This is a genomic window from Pseudoalteromonas sp. NSLLW218 (assembly GCF_015864775.1).
Classification (GTDB): domain Bacteria; phylum Pseudomonadota; class Gammaproteobacteria; order Enterobacterales; family Alteromonadaceae; genus Pseudoalteromonas.
Window position 1 is genome coordinate 222,368 of record NZ_JADYWO010000002.1, and the last position, 20,664, is coordinate 243,031.

Annotated in this window: 17 protein-coding genes and 2 pseudogenes; 8 read left to right on the forward strand and 11 right to left on the reverse strand. The window is 37.1% G+C overall.

Annotated elements, in window-relative coordinates; translation table 11 throughout:
- Positions 1-197: 197 nt before the first annotated feature.
- Complete coding sequence (locus tag I6E80_RS03730) at positions 198-1,799, forward strand: GMC family oxidoreductase (RefSeq protein WP_197184834.1); 1,602 nt, start codon at positions 198-200, stop codon at positions 1,797-1,799.
- A gap of 27 nt (positions 1,800-1,826) precedes the next feature.
- On the opposite strand, the gene I6E80_RS03735 is transcribed toward I6E80_RS03730, so the two are convergent.
- The 3 genes from I6E80_RS03735 to I6E80_RS03745 all read right to left on the reverse strand — a co-directional run bounded on the left by I6E80_RS03735 (position 1,827) and on the right by I6E80_RS03745 (position 3,531).
- Positions 1,827-2,642 (reverse strand): class I SAM-dependent methyltransferase, encoded by an 816-nt coding sequence (locus I6E80_RS03735; RefSeq protein WP_197184835.1) that lies wholly within the window; start codon positions 2,640-2,642, stop codon positions 1,827-1,829.
- Positions 2,643-2,645: 3 nt separating this feature from the next.
- Positions 2,646-3,044, reverse strand: a complete 399-nt coding sequence (locus tag I6E80_RS03740; RefSeq protein WP_076924217.1) for a hypothetical protein — start codon at positions 3,042-3,044, stop codon at positions 2,646-2,648.
- A gap of 67 nt (positions 3,045-3,111) precedes the next feature.
- Positions 3,112-3,531, reverse strand: a complete 420-nt coding sequence (locus I6E80_RS03745; RefSeq protein WP_197184836.1) for a DUF3429 domain-containing protein — start codon at positions 3,529-3,531, stop codon at positions 3,112-3,114.
- Positions 3,532-3,813: 282 nt separating this feature from the next.
- On the opposite strand from I6E80_RS03745, the gene ahpC reads away from it, so the two are divergent.
- A complete protein-coding gene (gene ahpC / locus I6E80_RS03750; protein WP_008134426.1) occupies positions 3,814-4,383 on the forward strand; it encodes an alkyl hydroperoxide reductase subunit C in 570 nt (189 codons plus the stop codon).
- A gap of 154 nt (positions 4,384-4,537) precedes the next feature.
- Positions 4,538-6,112 (forward strand): alkyl hydroperoxide reductase subunit F, encoded by a 1,575-nt coding sequence (gene ahpF, locus I6E80_RS03755; protein WP_197184837.1) that lies wholly within the window; start codon positions 4,538-4,540, stop codon positions 6,110-6,112.
- A gap of 117 nt (positions 6,113-6,229) precedes the next feature.
- Here ahpF and I6E80_RS03760 read toward each other — a convergent pair whose 3' ends face one another.
- The 4 genes from I6E80_RS03760 to I6E80_RS03775 form a co-directional block, all read right to left on the reverse strand.
- Positions 6,230-6,490: a hypothetical protein gene (locus I6E80_RS03760; RefSeq protein WP_076915785.1), complete on the reverse strand. Its 261-nt coding sequence runs from the start codon at positions 6,488-6,490 to the stop codon at positions 6,230-6,232.
- A 38-nt stretch (positions 6,491-6,528) separates the two neighbouring features.
- The gene (locus tag I6E80_RS03765; protein WP_197184838.1) at positions 6,529-8,550 is read right to left on the reverse strand and encodes an ATP-binding protein; all 2,022 of its coding nucleotides are present in this window, start codon (positions 8,548-8,550) and stop codon (positions 6,529-6,531) included.
- A 216-nt stretch (positions 8,551-8,766) separates the two neighbouring features.
- On the reverse strand, positions 8,767-8,988 hold the full coding sequence (locus I6E80_RS03770) for a penicillin-binding protein (protein WP_197184839.1): 222 nt from the start codon (positions 8,986-8,988) through the stop codon (positions 8,767-8,769).
- 9 nt (positions 8,989-8,997) lie between these two features.
- Positions 8,998-9,768, reverse strand: coding sequence for an undecaprenyl-diphosphate phosphatase (locus I6E80_RS03775; protein WP_076924210.1), 771 nt, complete (start codon positions 9,766-9,768; stop codon positions 8,998-9,000).
- 236 nt (positions 9,769-10,004) lie between these two features.
- On the opposite strand from I6E80_RS03775, the gene I6E80_RS03780 reads away from it, so the two are divergent.
- From I6E80_RS03780 to I6E80_RS03790, 3 genes are read left to right on the forward strand one after another with little or no spacing between them, the layout of a single operon-like run.
- A complete protein-coding gene (locus I6E80_RS03780) occupies positions 10,005-10,292 on the forward strand; it encodes a hypothetical protein (protein WP_024600574.1) in 288 nt (95 codons plus the stop codon).
- Complete coding sequence (locus I6E80_RS03785; protein ID WP_197184840.1) at positions 10,289-11,884, forward strand: PepSY domain-containing protein; 1,596 nt, start codon at positions 10,289-10,291, stop codon at positions 11,882-11,884. Before I6E80_RS03780 ends, I6E80_RS03785 begins: the two co-directional genes overlap by 4 nt.
- Positions 11,881-12,126 (forward strand): hypothetical protein, encoded by a 246-nt coding sequence (locus I6E80_RS03790; RefSeq protein WP_197184841.1) that lies wholly within the window; start codon positions 11,881-11,883, stop codon positions 12,124-12,126. Before I6E80_RS03785 ends, I6E80_RS03790 begins: the two co-directional genes overlap by 4 nt.
- Here I6E80_RS03790 and I6E80_RS20600 read toward each other — a convergent pair.
- A pseudogene (locus I6E80_RS20600) lies at positions 12,118-12,267 on the reverse strand (DUF6363 domain-containing protein); the annotation flags it as partial. The gene I6E80_RS03790 and the pseudogene I6E80_RS20600 overlap by 9 nt on opposite strands.
- Before the next feature lie 103 nt (positions 12,268-12,370).
- Between I6E80_RS20600 and I6E80_RS03795 the strand changes: the two are divergent.
- Positions 12,371-13,243, forward strand: coding sequence for an SMP-30/gluconolactonase/LRE family protein (locus I6E80_RS03795; protein ID WP_197184842.1), 873 nt, complete (start codon positions 12,371-12,373; stop codon positions 13,241-13,243).
- A 38-nt stretch (positions 13,244-13,281) separates the two neighbouring features.
- Here I6E80_RS03795 and I6E80_RS20405 read toward each other — a convergent pair.
- Both I6E80_RS20405 and I6E80_RS03800 read right to left on the reverse strand, forming a co-directional pair.
- Positions 13,282-13,383 (reverse strand): annotated as a pseudogene (locus I6E80_RS20405) (paraslipin); the annotation flags it as partial.
- Positions 13,384-13,404: 21 nt separating this feature from the next.
- Positions 13,405-14,859, reverse strand: coding sequence for a diguanylate cyclase (locus tag I6E80_RS03800; protein WP_197184843.1), 1,455 nt, complete (start codon positions 14,857-14,859; stop codon positions 13,405-13,407).
- Between the two features lie 217 nt (positions 14,860-15,076).
- Between I6E80_RS03800 and I6E80_RS03805 the strand changes: the two genes are divergently transcribed.
- Positions 15,077-15,970, forward strand: a complete 894-nt coding sequence (locus tag I6E80_RS03805; RefSeq protein ID WP_024600569.1) for a cation diffusion facilitator family transporter — start codon at positions 15,077-15,079, stop codon at positions 15,968-15,970.
- 50 nt (positions 15,971-16,020) lie between these two features.
- Here I6E80_RS03805 and I6E80_RS03810 read toward each other — a convergent pair whose 3' ends face one another.
- The gene (locus tag I6E80_RS03810) at positions 16,021-20,520 is read right to left on the reverse strand and encodes an EAL domain-containing protein (RefSeq protein ID WP_197184844.1); all 4,500 of its coding nucleotides are present in this window, start codon (positions 20,518-20,520) and stop codon (positions 16,021-16,023) included.
- Positions 20,521-20,664 lie beyond the last annotated feature (144 nt).

The following is a 20,664-nucleotide window of genomic DNA, read 5'->3' on the forward strand; positions in this document are numbered from 1 at the left end:
CTCACTCCCTAGAAAATATAAGAGCGATAATTGTATCATTTTAAATTTTGGTGTGTTTATTTTAAAAGTTAAGTTTTTAACGTGTTTAGGCTTTAATTATTGTCGTTTTTTAGCTGAGGGTTTACGCAATATAAATAGCGATTAATGAGCTGGTTTTATGTATTGTGGTGTAAATAAAAAGTAAACGGTTAAGTTGTATGAGCACAGAGTATGATTACATTATAATTGGCGCAGGCAGTGGTGGTTGCGTGATGGCATCGCGATTGTCTGAGGATAAAAATGTAAGTGTGTGCTTAATTGAAGCAGGCGGTAGTGATAACAGTGTATTTGTACAAATGCCAGCAGGCATAGCAGCGAGTGTGCCTTATGGCATAAATAGCTGGCATTACAATACGGTGCCACAAAAAGAGCTTAATAACCGCTGTGGTTTTGTGCCGCGTGGCAAAGTGCTGGGTGGGTCGAGCTCGACTAATGCAATGGTTTATATAAGAGGTAATAAGTACGATTACGATAATTGGGCACAGCTTGGTAATGAAGGCTGGGATTTTGATAGTTTACTCCCGTACTTTATTAAAGCTGAGAACAATAAAGCGTTTATAAATAATGAGCTGCACGGAACAAAAGGCCCGCTACATGTACAAGAGCTAAATAATCTAAGCAATATAAACCAATACTTTTTAAATGCCTGTGCTGAGCAGGGCGTTAATTTAAGCGACGATATAAATGGCAAAGAGCAAAGTGGTGCACGTTTATCGCAGGTAACTCAGCACAATGGCGAGCGTTGTAGTGCAGCAAAAGCATATTTAACACCGCATTTAAACCGCCCCAATTTAACGGTATTAACCAATAGCCACGTTAATAAAATAAATATAACCAATAAGATAGCGCAAGGTGTGCAAATAGAGCGTAATAAAGAGGTTATTAATTTACGTGCTAAAAAAGAGGTAATACTTAGTGCTGGCGCTATTAATTCGCCGCAGGTATTAATGCTTTCAGGTATTGGCCCTAAAGCTCAGCTAAGCGCACATAACATTAAAGTTGAGCACGTACTTGAAGGTGTTGGCGCTAATTTACAAGATCACTTAACGGTAGTGCCACTTTATAAATCAAAAACAAATAAGGGTACCTTTGGTATAAGCCCACTTGGTATTGCGAGCATTATTAAAGGCTGCATTAACTGGTTTAGTAAGCGAGAAGGGCGATTAACCAGTAACTTTGCAGAGTCGCACGCGTTTATTCAATTATTTGAAGGCTCGCCAGCGCCCGATGTGCAACTAGAATTTGTGATTGGGCTGGTGGACGATCATAGTCGTAAATTACACACTGGGCATGGTTACAGTATACACAGCAGTATTATGCGCCCTAAAAGCCGAGGTACTATAACATTAGCCGACAGCAACCCGCGTAGTGCTCCACTTATTGACCCTAATTACTTAAGCCACCCAGACGACTTAGCTGTAATGATTGCTGGCCTTAAAAAAACACTCGCTATTATGCAAAGTAAAGCTTTTGATAACATACGCGGTAAAATGATCTACCCGCTTGATATAAATAATGATGATCAGCTGATTGCATTTATACGCCAAACGGCAGATACCGAGTATCACCCAGTTGGTACATGTAAAATGGGGCAAGATCCAATGGCAGTGGTGGATACTAATTTGCGAGTACACGGGGTAAGTAACTTACGCGTAGTCGATGCGTCGATTATGCCTACCATTATTACCGGCAACACAAATGCACCTGTAATTGCGATTGCTGAAAAAGCAGCTGATTTAATTAAACAGGCAAATGTTTAATTGAATCAACTTTAGTAGGGCTATTAATTAGCTATAAAATTCATTTAGCCATTGTTGCCAATCGCTTTCAAGGTGCAGCATTTGCTGATGCTTTTTAGCATTTAGATGCTTGATTTCGTCCTCGCTTGCCATATAGGGTCCAACGCGGCAAAGAGGGCAGTGGTTTGGTGTTAAGTATGCTGGCTTTGTGAGGCGTGAGCTTAATTCGCTAGTGTGTGTATTAATACCTTTTTGGCTGAAAACGTAAGTGATACCGCTGGTGTCTTTTACGTGTTTATCACGGTCAACATTACGAATTTTGTAACCTTCAAAATGGCTAATATCAAATGGGATTTGGCCTAAATAATCAGCGTTTAAACCGTTATTTAAACTCCCTTCTATATTCCATTCTCGATAAGGTTTTACATCCTTTGAAGTGATGTAGCACAGCATTGGGCCATTTTTATCAAGCGCGTATTCGTTAGCGTATTTAATAAATTGATGCAGCAAAGCGCGGTTTAATACGTTCATACTGGTTTGGCGCGTGTTGTTTTCAAACGCTTCACGGCCAACAAACGCGGGTATAAGCGGAAATTGAAAAATAACCACGTCAAAGCTGTACTGGTTTTCACTTAGAGTTTGCCAACACGCGGGGTTTGTTACATCAAAACCATTAAGTACCTCAACGTTATGCGCTTTTAAGTTGCTAAGTGCATTGTGATGATACTTTTGCTCAATAGTAGCTTGGTCATCGTAAGTGGATGCAACCAAAGCTTTTGGCGATAGATGAGTGTAAATAGCGTTCGAAAACGATAAATCGCCATCGCCTACGGTGAGTATTCGCCATTGAGGATTTAAATACATAAATTAAAATGGTTTAGTTGGTGTGTTATCGGCATCAGGCGTACTTTTTTGAGACTGCGCTGCAAGTAAACGATGAAAAGCAAGGCGTGTTTTTAACCCTTCAATGGCGATTTGTTTAATAATAAGATTAAAGGTAATTAAAATGGCAAAGGCAATATGAATAGGCCCGTGGGTAAACCCTGCATTTGTATCGTAAAGCATTAAACCGAATAGCAAAAATAAGACAACCAAGAAAATTTCGAGTAATTGACTTGAATAAAAACTCAAACGACCTTCGCTTTTATGATCTTTTTTAATGCGAATAGCACAAAAAAATGGGATCACTTTAATTTTAAATGCCGCGTTTTTTTCTACGTAGTTTTCGCCAAGTTCGTCGAGTTGTTGGCGTAATTGGTCAATCATGGTGTGTCCTCAAATAGCAGTGCGCAGATATTACCTTATTACTGTGCAACATTTAAGTTTACAGCTGCTATTTAGGATAAATACTCATACCAATAGTAAGAATGTGACACACAAACACAACAGAGGTAAGTACTACACGCATTTTTTGATAATCTTTATGGTAGGTTTGCCATTGTGGAGTGGCCTTTTCAAATATAAGTACTAACCAAAAACTAGCACCTAGCCAAGCCAGTGCCCACTCTACAGGTAAAAATGATAAAAATGGAACTGGGATAACAGGTAATACCGCTTTAATTGCATTGCTATAGCTTTGCTCTCCGGCGCGCCACAAGTTACCTGCCATAAATACTAAAATGGCGATACTGTAAAAAGTAAAAAACTCTAAGTTAAGGCTATTACTGCCAAACATAAGTGGCCAACCCACACACCCTAAAAACGGGATTAAGCCTAAGTAACCTAGTTGTATGTGGTTAACAAATTTTTCCATTACAGCGTGCCTTATGTTTAATGACTTATTTGAAGCGCGGCTATTGTAGCAGTATTGCGATTAGCGATCTTAATAATTCGCCAGCGTTTACAATTCAAATAATGCTTACGGTAAAAGAGATTATATAGTTCAATCCAAAAAACCGATTGTTTTAATCTAAACAATCAATTTCATTTAATTTCTCATTAGCCTTATTGTATTAACCAAGCCAACGCAGAAGGTCGTTTTAAACGAAAGCGTTGATTACTTTTTAAATACATTAAATATAGATGAGGAAATACCATGAGCACTTCATTAATCAATACAAAATTACAACCATTCAATGCAACCGCTTACCACAACGGTGACTTTGTAGAATTGTCTGAAAAAGATGTTCTAGGTAAATGGTCAATCTTCTTCTTTTACCCAGCTGATTTTACGTTTGTATGTCCTACTGAACTTGGCGATGTTGCAGATCATTACGCACAACTTCAAGAGATGGGCGTAGAAGTTTACTCAGTATCTACTGACACTCACTTCACTCATAAAGCATGGCACGATACGTCAGACACAATTGGTAAAATTACTTACCCAATGATTGGCGACCCAACAGGACGTATTACTCGTAGCTTTGGCGTAATGATTGAAGAAGAAGGCTTAGCACTTCGCGGAACATTTGTAATGAACCCGGAAGGCGAAATTAAAATTATCGAAACTCACGATTTAGGTATTGGCCGTAGCGCTAAAGAACTAGTTCGTAAAGTACAAGCTGCACAATACATTGCAACTCACGACGGTGAAGTTTGTCCTGCATCTTGGCAGCCAGGTGAAGACACACTTGCACCTTCACTAGACCTAGTTGGTAAAATCTAAGTATAGATTTATTCCTACTATGAGGGCAGGTAACTGCCCTTAAATCAACGAACATCCGTTTGTTGGTGCCTCCTATATCAATATACTTGTTTAAGCACATGCATTATTTGGCATGGGAGGCTTGCTGTTTAAATTTTCCTAAAAGGGTTAAGCCATGTTAGATAACAACATAAAAAATCAATTAAAAAGCCATTTTGAATCGCTTACTCAACCTGTTGAGCTGCTTATTGCCTTGGATGACAGCAAAAAATCAGCAGAAGTAGAAAGCTTAGCGAACGATTTAGCTTCACTGAGCGATAAATTTACGGTAATAAACAACCCAGATACAAGCGCGCGTCGCCCGTCGATGGTTGTACATTCACCTATTAAAAACACTCATATTACGTTTGCAGGCGTACCTATGGGCCACGAATTTACAAGCTTAGTGTTAGCACTTTTACATACTGGCGGACACGCAAGTAAAGCTAAAAGCGAAGACATTGAGCAAATACAATCGCTCACTCAAGAACTCAACTTTGAAGTATACATAAGTTTAAGTTGCCAAACGTGCCCGCAAGTAGTCCAAGCACTTAATACTATGGCAGCGACAAACAGCAATATTAAAGCGACCATGATTGATGGCGCATTATTTCAAAGTGAGGTAGAAGAGCGAAATATTTTAGCTGTACCGGCTGTATATTTAAATGGCGAACCATTTAGCCAAGGTGCACTAAGCCTTACCGACATACTCAATAAAGTAGATAGCAAAGGGGCACAGCGCCAAGCTGAATCGCTAAGTGAAAAAGATAAATTTGATGTACTTGTAATTGGTGGTGGGCCTGCGGGCGCATCGGCTGCGATTTACTCAGCACGAAAAGGGTTAAATACAGGCATTGTTGCCGACAGGTTTGGTGGACAAGTTGCAGATACATTAGCAATAGAAAACTTTATTTCGATTAAGGCGACAGAGGGGCCAAAGTTGGTTGCCCAGCTTGAAGAGCACGTTAAAGAATACGATGTAGATGTAATGCATAATCAGCGTGCAGCGGCACTTGGCTATAACAATGGCTACGAAATTACACTAGAAAATGGCGCAGTACTTAAAGCTAAGTCGCTCGTACTTGCCACCGGTGCACGTTGGCGCGAAATGAACGTACCAGGGGAGCAAGAATATCGCGGCCATGGTGTGGCATATTGCCCACATTGCGATGGTCCTTTATTTAAAGGTAAACCTGTTGCCGTAATTGGCGGTGGTAATTCAGGTATAGAAGCTGCAATCGATTTAGCTAATATTGTGCAAAGCGTTACGGTACTTGAATTTGCAGACACACTACGTGCTGATGAAGTGCTTATTCGTAAAGCTAAAAGCATGGCTAATATTACTATTATCAAAAGTGCACAAACAACCGAAGTACTTGGTGATGGTAAAAAAGTAACTGGCTTAATGTACACAGATAGAGTGTCGGGAGAGAGCAAAGAGCTTGAACTTGCCGGTATATTTGTACAAATAGGCTTAATACCTAATACAGAATGGTTAAAAGATAGCGACCTTGAATTAAGCAAATTTGGTGAAATACTGATTGATGCTAAAGGCGCAACTTCATTACCAGGCATTTATGGCGCGGGGGATGCAACCAATACTCCGTTTAAACAAATTATTATTGCAATGGGCAGCGGTGCAACAGCAAGTTTAGGTGCATTTGATTATTTAATTCGCCACTCTGAAGAAGCTGATCAAAGCGCTGCTTAATGTAATTAGTAAAAACTCTCTTGATATAACAGCAAGGCTACACCCATAGCTGTTTGTTAACCCAAGCCGCCCTTCTCCAAAGGCGGCTTTTTTAATACTTAAGAATTAGCACACGATCTAATCGCACCCACCGCCAGAATCACCGCCGCTACAATGTGTGTGAGAGTGCGATGAGTTACTGCTAGAGGAAACTGATGAGTCACTGCCAGTATAAGCTGATGATCCACGTGATGACTTAGCACTGATGAATGTAACTAACAGCAATATGCCTGATACGATAATTACCGTTATTGATGACCCCCATTGCTCAGTGGAAACGCCTTTAAATATTGCTAAACAAAGCACCGTAAATAGTATTGTTCTTATTATACTTTTCATTTTATATCCCTATTTAACCAATAAGTTAACTATAAACGTTAACTAACGTTAGCTGTATGCTCAAGCGCATTAATAACTGCTTTTTCGAGTATTGGTAACTTAAAAGGTTTTGATATAAACATATCCATGCCAGCTTGTTTACAGGCCAGTTTGTCTTGTGATGAGGTATTTGCTGTTAAAGCCACTATGTAAGTTTCTTCATCTGGACAGATGTTTTCTGCTCTAAGTTGTTTTGTTGCCTCAAATCCATCGAGTATGGGCATTACGCAGTCCATAAAAATAAGGTCATAATGTTTTTGGCGACATTTTAATACTGCATCTTGGCCATCAACGGCTGAGTCTGCTTTAATATTCAACTTATCTAGCGAGGCATGTAAAACTAATCTGTTAATGTCGTTATCATCAACAACAAGTACAGATAAGTCACTGCCGTTAGTGTCTAAGTTTGATTTAAGGCTTTCTTGTTTTTGCTCTTTACCTGGCTCTATAGGAATATTTACTAAAAACGTAGTGCCTTTATTAGGTGTACTTTTTACCTTTATTTTGCCGCCCATATATTCAACAAGCTCTTTTACTATTGCAAGCCCAAGGCCTGTGCCACCTTTTGAATTTTTAGCATCTACTTCTTGAGAAAAAGGAGAAAACAGTGACTCTAAAAAGCCTTTACTCATTCCGCGGCCTGTATCAGACACTTCAATGTTTAAACTTAACTTAGCTTTTACTTTAGAAAGGCTGGTGTTTAGTGTAACTGAACCATTTTCAGTAAATTTAAGTGCATTACTCAATAAATTAGAAACAATCTGGCTTAGTCGAGTATTGTCACTAAAAGCCCAGCAGTCATCATCAATTGTATTATTTACTTGTAGCGTTACATGCGTATTTTTAAATAGTGGTGTGTATAAAGAAGTTAAATCGGTAAAAATTGTTTTTAACAAAAAGTCAGTAGGCTCTAGCTTTAGCTCACCATGATTAATTTTAGAAAAATCGAGCACCTCATTAATAATGCTGAGCAAAATATCAGCACTTCTAAGTGCTATTTTTATTTTTTCAGCACGTACTTCTTCACTATGTTCATCAATTAATGTGGTTAGCATGCCTGTGATACCGTTAAGAGGGGTTCTTAATTCGTGGCTGATTTTAGCAAAGAGCATGCTTCTGTCTTCAAGTAAGCGCTCTGCTTGAGCTTGCTTTTGTTTAAGCTCTTCTCGAAGCTTGACTGACTCGGTTACATCTTGGCAGGTGCCAAATAACCTTATGCAGCGCTCGCCTTCAAACTCAGCCTCGCCAAAAGTAGCCACCCACAAATGGTTGTTTTTAGCTGTTATAACCTCTAGCTCTAAATTCCATTTTTTGCCTTTTTCTATGGCTAATTCTACAGCGCGAGTTATACCTTCACGACTTGGGCCTTCTTTATAAAACTCGATTGCAGAATTCATTTGTGGTTGAAATTGTTCATCTACTTCATGTATGAGGTATGTTTGTTCGCTCCAGGTGATTTTGTCAGAGATTAAATCAACTTCCCAGGTGCCTATATTTGCAACGTGCTCTAGCTTTAATAAGGTATTACTATTTTTTATGAGTTGTTCTTTAGTTTGTGCGCGAGCAAATTCCGAGCCTAGCCATTGCGCAAATAATTCGATGTAGTCGTAAGCATCATCGTTAAAAGCGAGGGAGTCTTTTGCGGATGAAAAGTTGACGGTACCAAATATTTTATCACCAATTTTTATTGGCGCGCCAATATAAGACTCTAACTGAAAGTTTATATAACAGGGGTGGTTCGCAATTGCGCTTTGAGAGGCTTTATGAAAAGCAAGTGCGGAGCCAGCCGATAGCGTATGTACACAATATGTACCTTGTAAGTCAAACACAGTACCGGGTAAAAGTGAGTTGTCGGGGGTTATGGCATATAAAACGGTATAACTGTTCTCATCTACTTTACTAATAATGCCTAGCTCTAGCTCGAATACTTCTAATCCAAAGATTAAAAGTTTATTGATTTTGGTTTGAAAATCAAACGACTGATTCGAAACTATATCGTGAAAACGTCTTAAAAAATTCAAAAGGAAACACCCCGTAAGCTTTTGTTCAATTTATACAATATAAAAGCCAATTAAAGGCATATTTATTAATTACTAAGTAAGTTTAGCAGTTTTTATCGATGATAACTAAAACTGATGCGTACACTTTAAATTTATAACCTTATGTTTTGTAGAATAATAGAGCATTAATATAACGCTGAGTGTAATGATGATTATATAATGCTCAGTGTTTTATATTTAGTAGGTTGAGTTTGGTGTGTACTCAGGATTTATATCGCCGCCAACTTCTTCCGGGTCTACATCGTTAATAAGTAGCGTTTCACGTACAGCTTCAATGTGATCAAGTACGCTTTGGTAGCGCTCGCCATATTCATACTTTGTCACTTCAATCGCTTTAGGCATGTAAGTAAAGGCTATTTTAAGTGCGTGGAGTGCTTCTTCGTTTATTTTTTCGGTCATAATGTTCTCTTATGTGTAGGCTATAGTTAATAAAATAACACCAAATACGATTCGGTAAAGACCAAAACTAACAAAAGTGAAATTTTCTAGAAAGCGTATGAATAGTTTAATAGTAAAATAAGCGACTATAAAAGACGTTAAAAAGCCAACTGCAAGGGCAGTTAGGTCATCTAAGCTAAACAGTTGGTAATGTTTAAGTAAGTCGTACCCTGAGGCTGCTGCAAGTACAGGTAAACCAAGTAAAAATGAAAATTCAGCGCTGGCTTTTCGGTTTAAACCACATAACATGGCACCAACAATAGAACTTCCAGCACGACTAGTCCCTGGAATTAACGCAAATACTTGTGCTACGCCAATCCAAAGAGCTTGTTTATAAGTAACTTGGGTTACATCGGTAGTTGTGCATTGAGCCTCTTTATAATTGCGCTCTAATAGTAAAAAAATCACACCGCCTACAATAAACATAACACCTACTACTGGTACGCTAAACAGTGTTTTTATTACATCACTAAATATAAAACCAATAATACCCAAAGGAATAAATGCAATGGCAACTTTCACCCATAAATTGAAATGTTTAGGGCTAAACTTATCTTTATAGTTGGCTAGTACCGCTAAAATGGCGGCAAGTTGGATAATGACTTCGAAGGCGAGGTTAGCGTCTGTTGATTCAATGCCTAACCACTTTGACGCTACAATTAAGTGCCCAGTTGATGATATGGGTAAAAATTCTGTTATACCTTCAATAATACCTAAAATAATCGCGTTAATTATATCCACGGTTTACTGCTTCCTGAAAAATTAAAAAGCCCGAACTCGGCTTAACTGAAATGACGCATTACTGCGTACCTAAATTGCGAGGCGTAGCATAAAAGCTCTTAAGGCAAACCAACAGTGTTTTTAGACTTAATTTGTTTAATAAATTGCATTAAACATTAAATGTACAATATAATGGTAATTGTTATCATTTGCATATACTGTTTTGTATATGTTTGGGCAAATTTACTGAGCGAATAATGAATAATAAAAAAACGTTTACAGCTACACGGAGAAGGCACTTAATTGCGTGTGTATTAGCGCTAGTTACTGCGGTAATAATGATTCCGGGTATGACAACCTATTTACCATTTCAAATGAATGAACAAATATTACTGCCTATTTTACTGTTTCCTGTTATTTGGACTGCGTTGTTTATTTATGCGTATTTGGCGCAAAAAGTATGGCAACCTTTTGTAGTCATGATTGCATTGTGTGTATTACATGGTTTATTGAGTTTTTGGGCGTTAACGCAGGGGCAGGGATGAAGTCGATTACTTTAAAAAAGCTATTTTTATTACATAGCTGGGTAGGAATTATTACTGCGGTACTGCTATTTATTGTTGCATTTAGCGGCGCATTAGCAGTTCTGTCGCGACCTGAGTTAAAAATATGGGCTAATCCAGAACTACAATCTAGCCAACACGTTGCCAGCGCGCAAATTAATAGATTAGTAAACGAATATCATAAACAAGTACCTAGTGAATTTGGCGAAAACATTCATGTGTTTTTACCAAGTGGGCATAACTTTCATTTATTAACGTTGGTATTTGAATCTCACCATGGCGATGAAAATTACGACCAAGAGGTGGCCAGAGTATTTCAATTTCATCCCAATACATTGGCGCTGGAAAATACTTACTATGGGCCTAGTAAAGAGTTTTACGCCAATAAAAAAACGGATGCGCCAACTTATATAGGTGAGTTTCATGCAGATTTGCATTTAGGGCGACCAATTGGGTTAATACTCACTGGGTTTTTAGGTTTAACGCTTTTAGTAAGTGCAGTGACAGGCTTGTTTATTCATCGCAAATTGATAAAAGAGCTCTTTACGTTTAGGCGAGATAAAGGGTTAGATATTGCAATAAGCGATGCTCATAAGGTTATAGGTATTTGGGGTAGCGTATTTAATATTGTGATTGGTTTTACAGGATCATTTTTAGGACTCGCGACTATTCTTTTACTACCAGCAGCTGCGTTTGTGAGCTTTGGTGGCGATCAAGATAAGTTAATAGAAACGTTTACCGCCATTCCTGAGCCTGTAGTTAGCCACATTAAGCAACCTACAAAAATAGACACTATTTTAGAGCATGCTCATAGTCGTTACCCTGAAGCAATAATTAGAGATGTCACAATAATGGCGCATAACGATGCGAATGCGCAGGTATATTTGCGTTTGTTAGGTGGCGAGGCTGTTGCTTCTCAGTTACTGCATTACCAAGGCAATGGTGAGTTTGTACAGTCGATGAGTAGTTTTGGTGATATTTCAGGTGTTTCAATAAAAGTAATTGAGCTGATGTTTCCGCTGCACTTTGGAAACTTTGCAGGGGTGTTTGTCAAACTGCTTTGGGTATTACTTGGTTTAAGTACTGCGCTTTTACCTATTTCGGGCATGATGATGTGGCTAGCAAAGCGTACACGTGGCAGTAGTCCTTCACTGAGTATGCAGGCATATGCACGCTGGAATCGCTTTATTATAGGCAGTTGTGGTGGCTTGGTATTAGCAAGCTTTGTGCTATTTCCTGTGCAAGTTGTACTTAATTATACCGTTATTGGTGTGGCGCAAAATAGCTTTTTTGGACCCGTGTTTTTTTATACGTGGTTGGCATGGTTACTCTTTAGTGTATTACCCATAGATTATAAAAACTATTTCAAGCTGACTCTTTTACTATGCGGCGCTTCGCTTGCTTTGGTGCTGCCGCTTAACATCCTATTTGGCGTGAGCAATGTTATTAACTTTAATAGCTCGCTTGTTGCGGTAGTAGATATAAGTTTTATGGTGGTGGGTTTCGGGTGTATGTTTGGTGCCTTAAAAATAAAAAACACACAAAAATTACAAGTTGAGGTACAACCCGCATGAACGAGCTACTAATTACAATTGCGATGGTGAGTTTACTATTAATGATGCTCAATATACGAAAAAACACACTTACATTATTGGTCAAAACATTTTTAAGTACACTGCTATTTGGTTTAGCGCTGATATGTTTTATGAGTGTTTACGGTATTTTAGGGGGTGCAATATGCGCCGTTGTGGGAGCTATGTTAGCTGGTTTACTAACCGCAGTTATTGCAGGTAAAGCACCGCAATTATTAGGTTAAATAATGCAGATCTTTAGCTAAAAAGGCCTTTGCAGTATTAACTCCAATGTTGTAACCACTATTAAGTATTTCAAACTTTTTAGTGGTACGCCCAACTTTAAAATTAGCCGGTGGTGCAATGATATTGATTTTGCAGTCACTAGAGCGTGTTAATAAATTAAAGCCAGGTACACATCGCGAAATCAACTGTTTTCTGGTAAGGTTTGGGTTACAAGGCTTTGTTAATAATAAAGAATAAGTATTTATGTTTGACCCTAGCGTAACCATTTTTGAAAGCACACAGAATCAGCTTGCAGAAAGTCCTCTTTGGCACCCTATGCTGAATACTTTTTTTTGGGTCGACATAAATAAAAAATTACTTTTAAGCAAAAAAATACACAGCGAAAGCCAACTAAAAACAATTAATATGCCCGATACACTCAGTGCAATAGCGTGGATTGATGAGCAGCACTTGTTGCTAGGTACAAGTACAGGTTTATACAAATACCATATTAATTCGAGCACTCGCCATCTTATTTTTAATATTGAAAATACAGAGCTAAATAGGCGTTCAAACGACGGCCGCGCTGATCCATGGGGTGGCTTTTGGTTAAGTACAATGGACGTAAATGCTAAAAAAGCTGATGGTAAAATATACCGTTATTATAAACGCCAGCTTAAAGTCGTTGTAAGTGGTTTGAGTATCCCAAATGGATTGTGCTTTGATAAGCCACGTTTACGCGGTTATTACTGCGACTCTTTAACGAGTTGTATTTATGTATTAGATTTGGATGAGCAAACTGGCGAACCTTGCTCTGAGCCACGTGTTTTCTATCAATTTAATGATACTGATGTTGACCCCGATGGCTGTGTAACCGACCAATTAGGTAATTTGTGGCTAGCTGTGTGGGGAATGGGGTGTGTTATATGTTTATCCCCAGGCGGTGAGCTAATTAAAACAATCAAGCTTTGTGCAATAAAACCGACTTGCACTGCATTTGGTGGTGAAAATGCTGAGTTTTTACTTGTAACATCGGCATTTGATGAAACGATTAATAATACTGCTAGTCAACAAGGCACTGTATTTCAAATCTCAGGCATAAAAAACGGGCAGTTTGAGCCGCCCGTTTTACTGTAATCTCAGTACATGTGCTGATTACCATGATAGTGAGGTTATTCTTTTAAGCTTCGATTAGCTGAAGTTTTATCTATAAATAGAATAATAAGGTAAAGGCTATCTTTTTTCGTTAATTGGTATTTACCAAAGCGCTCGGTTAATCATCAAATTATTTTTTAGATTCATATAGTTATTTTTTTAAAACTGGCTATTTTATTTCTGCCTGTTTCTTTTGCGTTATAAAGGGCTATGTCGGCGTTATTTATTACTTCTTTAGGTGTTGTTTTTTGATTGGGTATAAGGCTATAAAATCCAATACTCAAAGAGAGGTAATTACTAGCACTTGAAAAATTATGTTCAATTGCGAGTTCTGCGATTTTTTCCTGAATAAGAACAGCAAACCTTTGACAATGATCTGTGTCGACTGCAGGTAAAATTATCGCAAATTCTTCACCACCGAAACGAGCGGCTAAATCACCTTCACGTTTACAAAGATCATGCAGCGCTTTGGCAACTTGTTTTAACACTTCGTCACCGAGCTGATGCCCGTAGTTATCGTTATAACGCTTAAAAAAATCAATATCACACATTATTAAACTAATGGGTTCTTTATTACGTGCGCCGCGTTTTATTTCGCATTTTAAAGTTTGATCAAAACAGCGTCTGTTAGCAATGTTTGTAAGGCCATCAGTATTAACTTGTTTGTTGAGTTTATGGTTGGCATTAATGAGTTGCTGCTGAGTTTTTTGTAGCTCTTGCTTGTAATTTAAATTTTTGAAAGCATTAGCAAGCATTTCACCTACTAACCTTAGGCGAATAAGGTCTAAATCAGTCCAGTTTCTCTTTTGAACAACGCAATCACAGCCTATAAAGCCAACGAGCTCTTTGTCATAACGTAACCCGATGCAAAGAACTGATTTTATTTTTTGTCGCTGAAAAATTATTTTTTCGCTCGTTGCTTGAATAGGTAACAACGTTACATCGTTAACTCTAAATAAGTGAGTACGGGCCATTAAAGTAAAAAAATAAGGGAGATCGCTTTTTGGAAGGTCCTGTAAGTCGTCTTTAAATGCTTGTATATCGTTATTGACCCATTCGTGAGTGTTATTTATTGTTTTACCGTCCTTGGCAAACTTAAATAAATAACTTCTATCTGCGTGGCATACGGTACCAATAGCTTTTAATGCATAGTTGATATGCTTATCAACGTCGTCGTTTTGAATATCAATTAAGTCAGTTGATATGTTCGAAATAATATTATCAAAATCATATTGTTCTTCGACATTGTTATTTAATATATCAATGATAATAATTGAATGTGAGTTAGGTAATTTTGCAAATTTTACATTGAGTAGTAATTTAGATGTTTGTTTTGATAAAGCAAACTGGCATTGATTATTTGCTGTAAAATAGTCTAAGAATAGATCTTCGATTAACAGTTCTTTTTTACTGTGATGATTGGTTAAAGTGATATGTGCAAAATCGTTTTTTTTAAAATGTGGTTGCTCTTCTAAGTCAAATAAACTCAGTGCCTGACTGTTAACTTTGAATATATCTTCATTGGCATCATAAAGTAATATACAAAATGGCAGTAACTTCATGTTTTGCCACATTTCATCTGATCGATTATTACTCACTTAACTCTCCATGTGTTTAAGCCACAATTAAATTGTTATCTATTGTATTTTTATTGTTTTTACCTACTAATTATTAGCACATTTTTTTTGATTTACTAAGTTTTTAGTGCGTTTAAGGGTAGTACGTATTATAATTGATACTGTATATCATTACCCTTTCTACTCTAAGCCATCTTTGGCTTATTTGCACTTTAAGTATAGGTTATTCAAGCATTTCATGACAGAAATCACTACACATCAAGCTTCTCGTCGTCGGTTACTTATTGCGCTAGCAATTACGTGTTCGTTTATGGTAATTCAGGTTATAGGTGCTTATTATTCTAATTCGCTTGCTGTACTTGCCGATGCGGGGCATTTGTTTGTTCACAATAGTTCGTTATTCATCGCACTGATTGCATCAAGTCTCGCTATTCATTTTGCTAAAACCTATAACGATGGTCATCAAAGAGCTGAGCTTCTAGGCGGTCTGGTGAACGGGTTTTTATATCTAGCAATAAGTTTAATTATTTTGTATGAAGGTGGTGAGCGCTATATACACCAGCATGAAGGAAATGAGCTGGCTATTAATAGTTATTTAATGTCGGTTATTGCTGCTATTGGTTTTTTGTTTCATGGTGCTGCTGCATGGGTTTTATATAAAGGCCGCAAAGCGAGTATTAATGTTTACGCGGTATTTTTACATTCATTCTTTGATTTGATTTCGACAGTATCGACATTTGTGGCTGGTATTCTTATATATTTTACGGGCTGGGTTGTTATCGATATTTTATCGAGCATGTTAATCGCCTCTTTCGTGTTGTTTACCGGTGTTAAGGTCATTATTAGTTGTATAAAAGGTTTACGCTTAAATAAGGCTAAACTCCCTAAAGTAGCAGATATTGAAAGTGAGATTACAGATATGGAGCATGTTCACAATGTCCATAACGTCACTGTCACGCGAAAATATAAGGGTGTAGTAGTAGGCGCACACGTTGTCCTTAAAGAACATTGTACTATTGAAAAGCACGATGAAGCATGTCGTATGAAAGTAGAACAACTGTTAGCTGAAAAATTTAATGTACACAATAGTGTATTACAAATTGAAAGCCACGAATGCCATCACATTCATTAATACAAATTAATATAAAAGCGTGTAAAACTGATTAGCACGCTTTTAATGTTTTAAATCAAATCAATGATATTGCTAAAACAATCGCTTTTACGTAAGTCTTTAGCATCCATTGGCCTTGCAAAGTAGTAACCTTGCAGTACATTGCATCCAACTCCAGCTAAAAAGTTCATCTGTTCGCGCGTTTCTACTCCTTCTGCAATACAGTACAGATCTAGGTTTTCGGCCAATGAAAGAATGGTCTTAATAATTGACTCATCACCTTTATCTATACCAATACTGTTTACAAAGCTTTGATCTATTTTAATAACATTAATAGGAAATTGGCTCAAATAGGTGAGTGACGAGTAACCTGTACCAAAATCGTCAAGTAGTAATTTAAAGCCAGCAGCTTTTAAGTTATGTAGCTGCTTGGCTGCTTTGAGTTTATCTTCTAGTAAAATACTCTCTGTTATTTCAAGTCTTAATTGTCTTGGATGAACTTGAGAGTCCGCTAATATAGACATTAACCTTTGGGTTATGTTTGTTTTTAAAATGTGTTTAGGCGATAAGTTTAAAGATATGTAAAACAATGGGTTTTCACTGAGTATAGGTGCAAGTTCAATAAGAGCTCGTTGCAATGCTTGCTCAGTAAGGAGTTCTATTAAACCGGTTTCCTCTGCGACAGGAATAAAAAGTGCAGGCGATACTAACTGTCCTTGATTGTTCCAGCGCATGAGTAACTCCACGCCATTTATCGTTTTTTCTTCTATGTCGATGATAGGCTGATAGTGATTAAAAAATCGGTTGTCTTTCACTGCATCTTTTAAATCATTTTCGAGCAGTAACTTTTGTTTTATCAGCTCATTCATTTCATCGCTAAAAAACTTAAAGTCGTTTCTCCCGCCTTGTTTAGCGTGCATCATGGCTACATCAGCATTACGGATAAGTAAATCGGTGGTTACAGCATCGAATGGGTATAAAGCAACGCCAATGCTGGCTGAAATATTAATAGAGAAGTCTTCAATAATTACTTTATTAGCTAACTCATTACTAATTTTTCTTACTGTATCGCGAAGAGACTGAAGCGATTTTATATTTTGAATCAGCACTAAAAATTCATCACCACTTTGTCGGCCAAGTTTTGCGTTTGCGCCGAGCATACCGTTCACTCTTTGGGTAATATTACACAAGAGCTTATCGCCAACTGCGTGGCCAAAAGAGTCATTAACAGGTTTAAACTTATCTAAATCAATAAATAATAATGCGCATTGTGTATTACTTTCATCGGCATATTTAATCGCTTTTTCAATGTTTTGATACATTAAACTACGATTTGGGAGATGCGTTAGAGGATCAAAGTTAGCCAAATAGCGCAATTCGTTTTCAGCACGTTTTTGCTCGGTTAAATCTGTAATAACCACCACATAGTAACTTGCAGTATCTTTTGTAACTGCTGTGGCACTTATATGAATTGGATGTTCGTTATTTCTTGCTGTTTTTATATAAGCATCACTTTGCCAGTTTTCTGTCGGTTTTAATTTTTTTAAAATACCAGCAAACTCTTTACACTTATCTTTACCAATCGCTTTTATGAACAATTTAGGACTAATTTTAGTGGCTACTTTTTCATTTGAAAATGTTTCAATAAAACTGTTGTTTGCAGAAAATGGCATTAAATGTTTATCGAGTATAAGGAGCCAGTCATTTATTTGGCTGAACGCTTCACCTAAAATTTTTGCTTGTTGCTCGTTAGCACGTTGCGCTGTGATATTAGTATATATGCCAGAAACATATAACGGCTCATTTGTTTGAGGATCATATATAACTTGACCTGTATCTTGATACCATAACCAATGGCCATCTTTGTGCTGTAAGCGATAGGTTGCTTGCCAGTTTTGTTGTTTTTTGTATTTGAAGTAGTTTTCCCATTGGTTTTCAAAACGACGTCGATCATCAGGGTGTATTAGCGCCAAAAATTGTTCTATGTGTACGCGTACAGGCAAGTCTGTATAGCCTAATTCAATTCCTCTGAGCGTGCTTACGGAAGCATCTTTAAAATTATAATCCCACACGCCACTTTTGTTATTTTTAAGCGCGAGCTCTGTTTGCTTTTGCGAATGAATAGTCGCTCTATGAGCTTGTTCTATTGCAACTTGGCGGCTGCGGTATTGCCAAAAAATAAAAAACAATACGGCTAGTATTAAGGCTATATAGGCGGCAATAGCAAAGGGCGACTTCCATGGAGCGTAAGCTACGTTGATGTTAAGCGTGGCTGGTTCGCTTGTAACAATACCATCGCGATTATGTGCTGATATTTTTAGTGAGTAACTACCCGGTTGGAGCTTTGTGAAAAACACTTGATTAGATTGTAAGTCTTCATATGTAAGAGACGTTGGCCCTAAAAGGGTAACTTTATAATACGCTTTGTCTATATTGGGGTAAGAAAAGTTAGAAAAACTAACCGTCAACCCCATATCTTCATAACTGAGCTCAAGTGGTTGGCTAAGATATTGATGAGGGTAATAATTGAGCTCTTTGGTAAAAAGATTTATATCAGTAATCGCTACATTATTTTTTTTAAATAACTCTTCTTCATCAAAGTCTAGAGGGTCAAAGAGTAGAGCTCCGACATTGCTGCCAAAAATTAGCCTGTCATCATTTAACATTGTTGCAGCTATAGGAGTAAATTGGTTTATATTCAATCCGTCCTTTACTGAATAACTCACCACAATGAGTGTATCTAGGTTTATTTGGTATAAACCATTGTCGGTACTTGCCCATAAAAAACCATTTTGATCAGGAAGTAATGAGTAGATAGAGTCAGTATTAAATGAATTTTTTAATCCTATGTAGTGTTTTCTCTCATAAGTAACTGGGTCAACACCAATTAAGCCTTCCTGGGTGGTTGCCAACCATAAAGTATTCCGTTTTGAGTCTAAGTAAAAGTTTTCTACAGTGTAAAAAATATCTTCTTTAGGGTTAAAAGACTGAAATATAGTCGTTAAAGTTTTCGTTTTTTCGTTGTACCTAAAAAAACTTTTTGATGTACCAAGCACAAACTCTTCAGGATGTGTGTCGAGGTGTTTATAAAAAGCGTAAGAAAATAAAGGGTCGACTTGCTCTTTGAGTCCCTTAATAATTCTTGTTTTTCCGGTTGTTTCATTAAAAAGATAAAAGTTATCATCAGACATAAATGCATATGTGTCTGCAGATAATTGGGAAAAGCCAAATAAGTTTGATCGGTTAATTACATCATTCTCTATGTCTTGGTTTTCAATAACTTTACCTGTTTGCTTATCAAAAAGTTTGAACCCGTTGAAAGTAACAAGCCAAAGGAATTGATTATCGCCAATTGAAGACGGAAAAATATCATAAACGGCAGATGCTCCATATATAGCTTTTGAGTCGGTCGAGCTTAAATATACTTTACTTTTATTTGTAACTTGGTCGTAGCGCGCAATACCATCTTCGGTCCCTAGCCATATAATATTATTTTTATCTTGATAGGCAGCATGAACAGTATTATTCCCAGGTAAAAAAATATGTTTAAACCGTTGAGTTTTGACTGGCCAAGTAAACACTCCTTGGGTTCTAGAAGCTAGCCAAAGTACACCCGATTTATCAATCATTAGGTCGTTGATTGAGTTTTCACTAATATTAAACTTACTTTTTTCATAATTTAATATGAACTCTAGTTCTTTGGTTTCACGGTGATAACTAAACAATCCACTTTCGGTTGCTACAAACTCCCCGTAAACAGTATTGGCATAATCCCATATATTATAATCAGGGATTAAAGTTGTAATATTTGCTGCAGATATATTTTTGTTATTATCGAATGCTAATTGATACATGCCTTCAACAGTACCAACAAGTAATCCTAATTCATTATCAACACTTAAGAATTTGACGTTTACATTATCTATCGTATTTTTTTCAGGGGGATGAAGAGGGATTTTTACAAGTTCTGAATTATCTATATTTGCCGTGTATAAGCCATCATTTGTACCAATATATAAAGTATTTTTATATATCGTTAATGACCTAATGTAGTCACCTTCATTTGGTAGAGCTAGTTTAAGTGCAAAGCGTTTACTCGTCTCATCAAATGTATATATTTGACCATCTATGGCGAAGTAAAAAGTATTTTGTTTTTGGGTCATCGCGGAGATTGGAGAAAACATTTTTTGTTCTTTATCTATTTGACCTGAATAGATTTTTTCGGTTTTTAAAGTGAGGGGATCTATTATAAACGCACCAGAAAGATCAGTTGAAACGATAATCTTTCCGTCTTCGGCTTTAAATAACGCATAAATATAGTGTTTATCTAAGCCAAAGCCACCATTAAAAGTTTTTACTTTATACCCGTCAAAGCGATTTAAACCTTGTTGGGTAGCTATCCAAATATAGCCAATTTCGTCTTCTTGTGTCTGCAAAACGTAACTTTGCGAGAGACCTTCGTCAGTAGAAATTCGTTGTAATTGTTGAGCATAGTTCTGTGATGCAAAAGTACATTGAATGCATAGTAAAAAAATAATGGTGATAGGAAAAAAAACTTTGCTCAAACGCACTTATAAACACTCTCAGTGGAGGATAGGATGATACTTAGCTAGATAGTAAATATAGCATAAGTTTTTATTTTTTAATTACAAATAATATACGTAAAGTTAAAAGTTCTATTTTCAAATAGTGAGCTAATCTAAATAGATAACAGT

Excerpts from the sequence above, each read along its gene's own strand:
- I6E80_RS03730 (WP_197184834.1), top strand. The coding sequence starts at position 198 with ATGAGCACAGAGTATGATTACATTATAATTGGCGCAGGCAGTGGTGGT.
- I6E80_RS03735 (WP_197184835.1), bottom strand. The coding sequence starts at position 2,642 with ATGTATTTAAATCCTCAATGGCGAATACTCACCGTAGGCGATGGCGAT.
- I6E80_RS03740 (WP_076924217.1), bottom strand. The coding sequence starts at position 3,044 with ATGATTGACCAATTACGCCAACAACTCGACGAACTTGGCGAAAACTAC.
- I6E80_RS03745 (WP_197184836.1), bottom strand. The coding sequence starts at position 3,531 with ATGGAAAAATTTGTTAACCACATACAACTAGGTTACTTAGGCTTAATC.
- ahpC (WP_008134426.1), top strand. The coding sequence starts at position 3,814 with ATGAGCACTTCATTAATCAATACAAAATTACAACCATTCAATGCAACC.
- ahpF (WP_197184837.1), top strand. The coding sequence starts at position 4,538 with ATGTTAGATAACAACATAAAAAATCAATTAAAAAGCCATTTTGAATCG.
- I6E80_RS03760 (WP_076915785.1), bottom strand. The coding sequence starts at position 6,490 with ATGAAAAGTATAATAAGAACAATACTATTTACGGTGCTTTGTTTAGCA.
- I6E80_RS03770 (WP_197184839.1), bottom strand. The coding sequence starts at position 8,988 with ATGACCGAAAAAATAAACGAAGAAGCACTCCACGCACTTAAAATAGCC.
- I6E80_RS03780 (WP_024600574.1), top strand. The coding sequence starts at position 10,005 with ATGAATAATAAAAAAACGTTTACAGCTACACGGAGAAGGCACTTAATT.
- I6E80_RS03785 (WP_197184840.1), top strand. The coding sequence starts at position 10,289 with ATGAAGTCGATTACTTTAAAAAAGCTATTTTTATTACATAGCTGGGTA.
- I6E80_RS03790 (WP_197184841.1), top strand. The coding sequence starts at position 11,881 with ATGAACGAGCTACTAATTACAATTGCGATGGTGAGTTTACTATTAATG.
- I6E80_RS03795 (WP_197184842.1), top strand. The coding sequence starts at position 12,371 with ATGTTTGACCCTAGCGTAACCATTTTTGAAAGCACACAGAATCAGCTT.
- I6E80_RS03805 (WP_024600569.1), top strand. The coding sequence starts at position 15,077 with ATGACAGAAATCACTACACATCAAGCTTCTCGTCGTCGGTTACTTATT.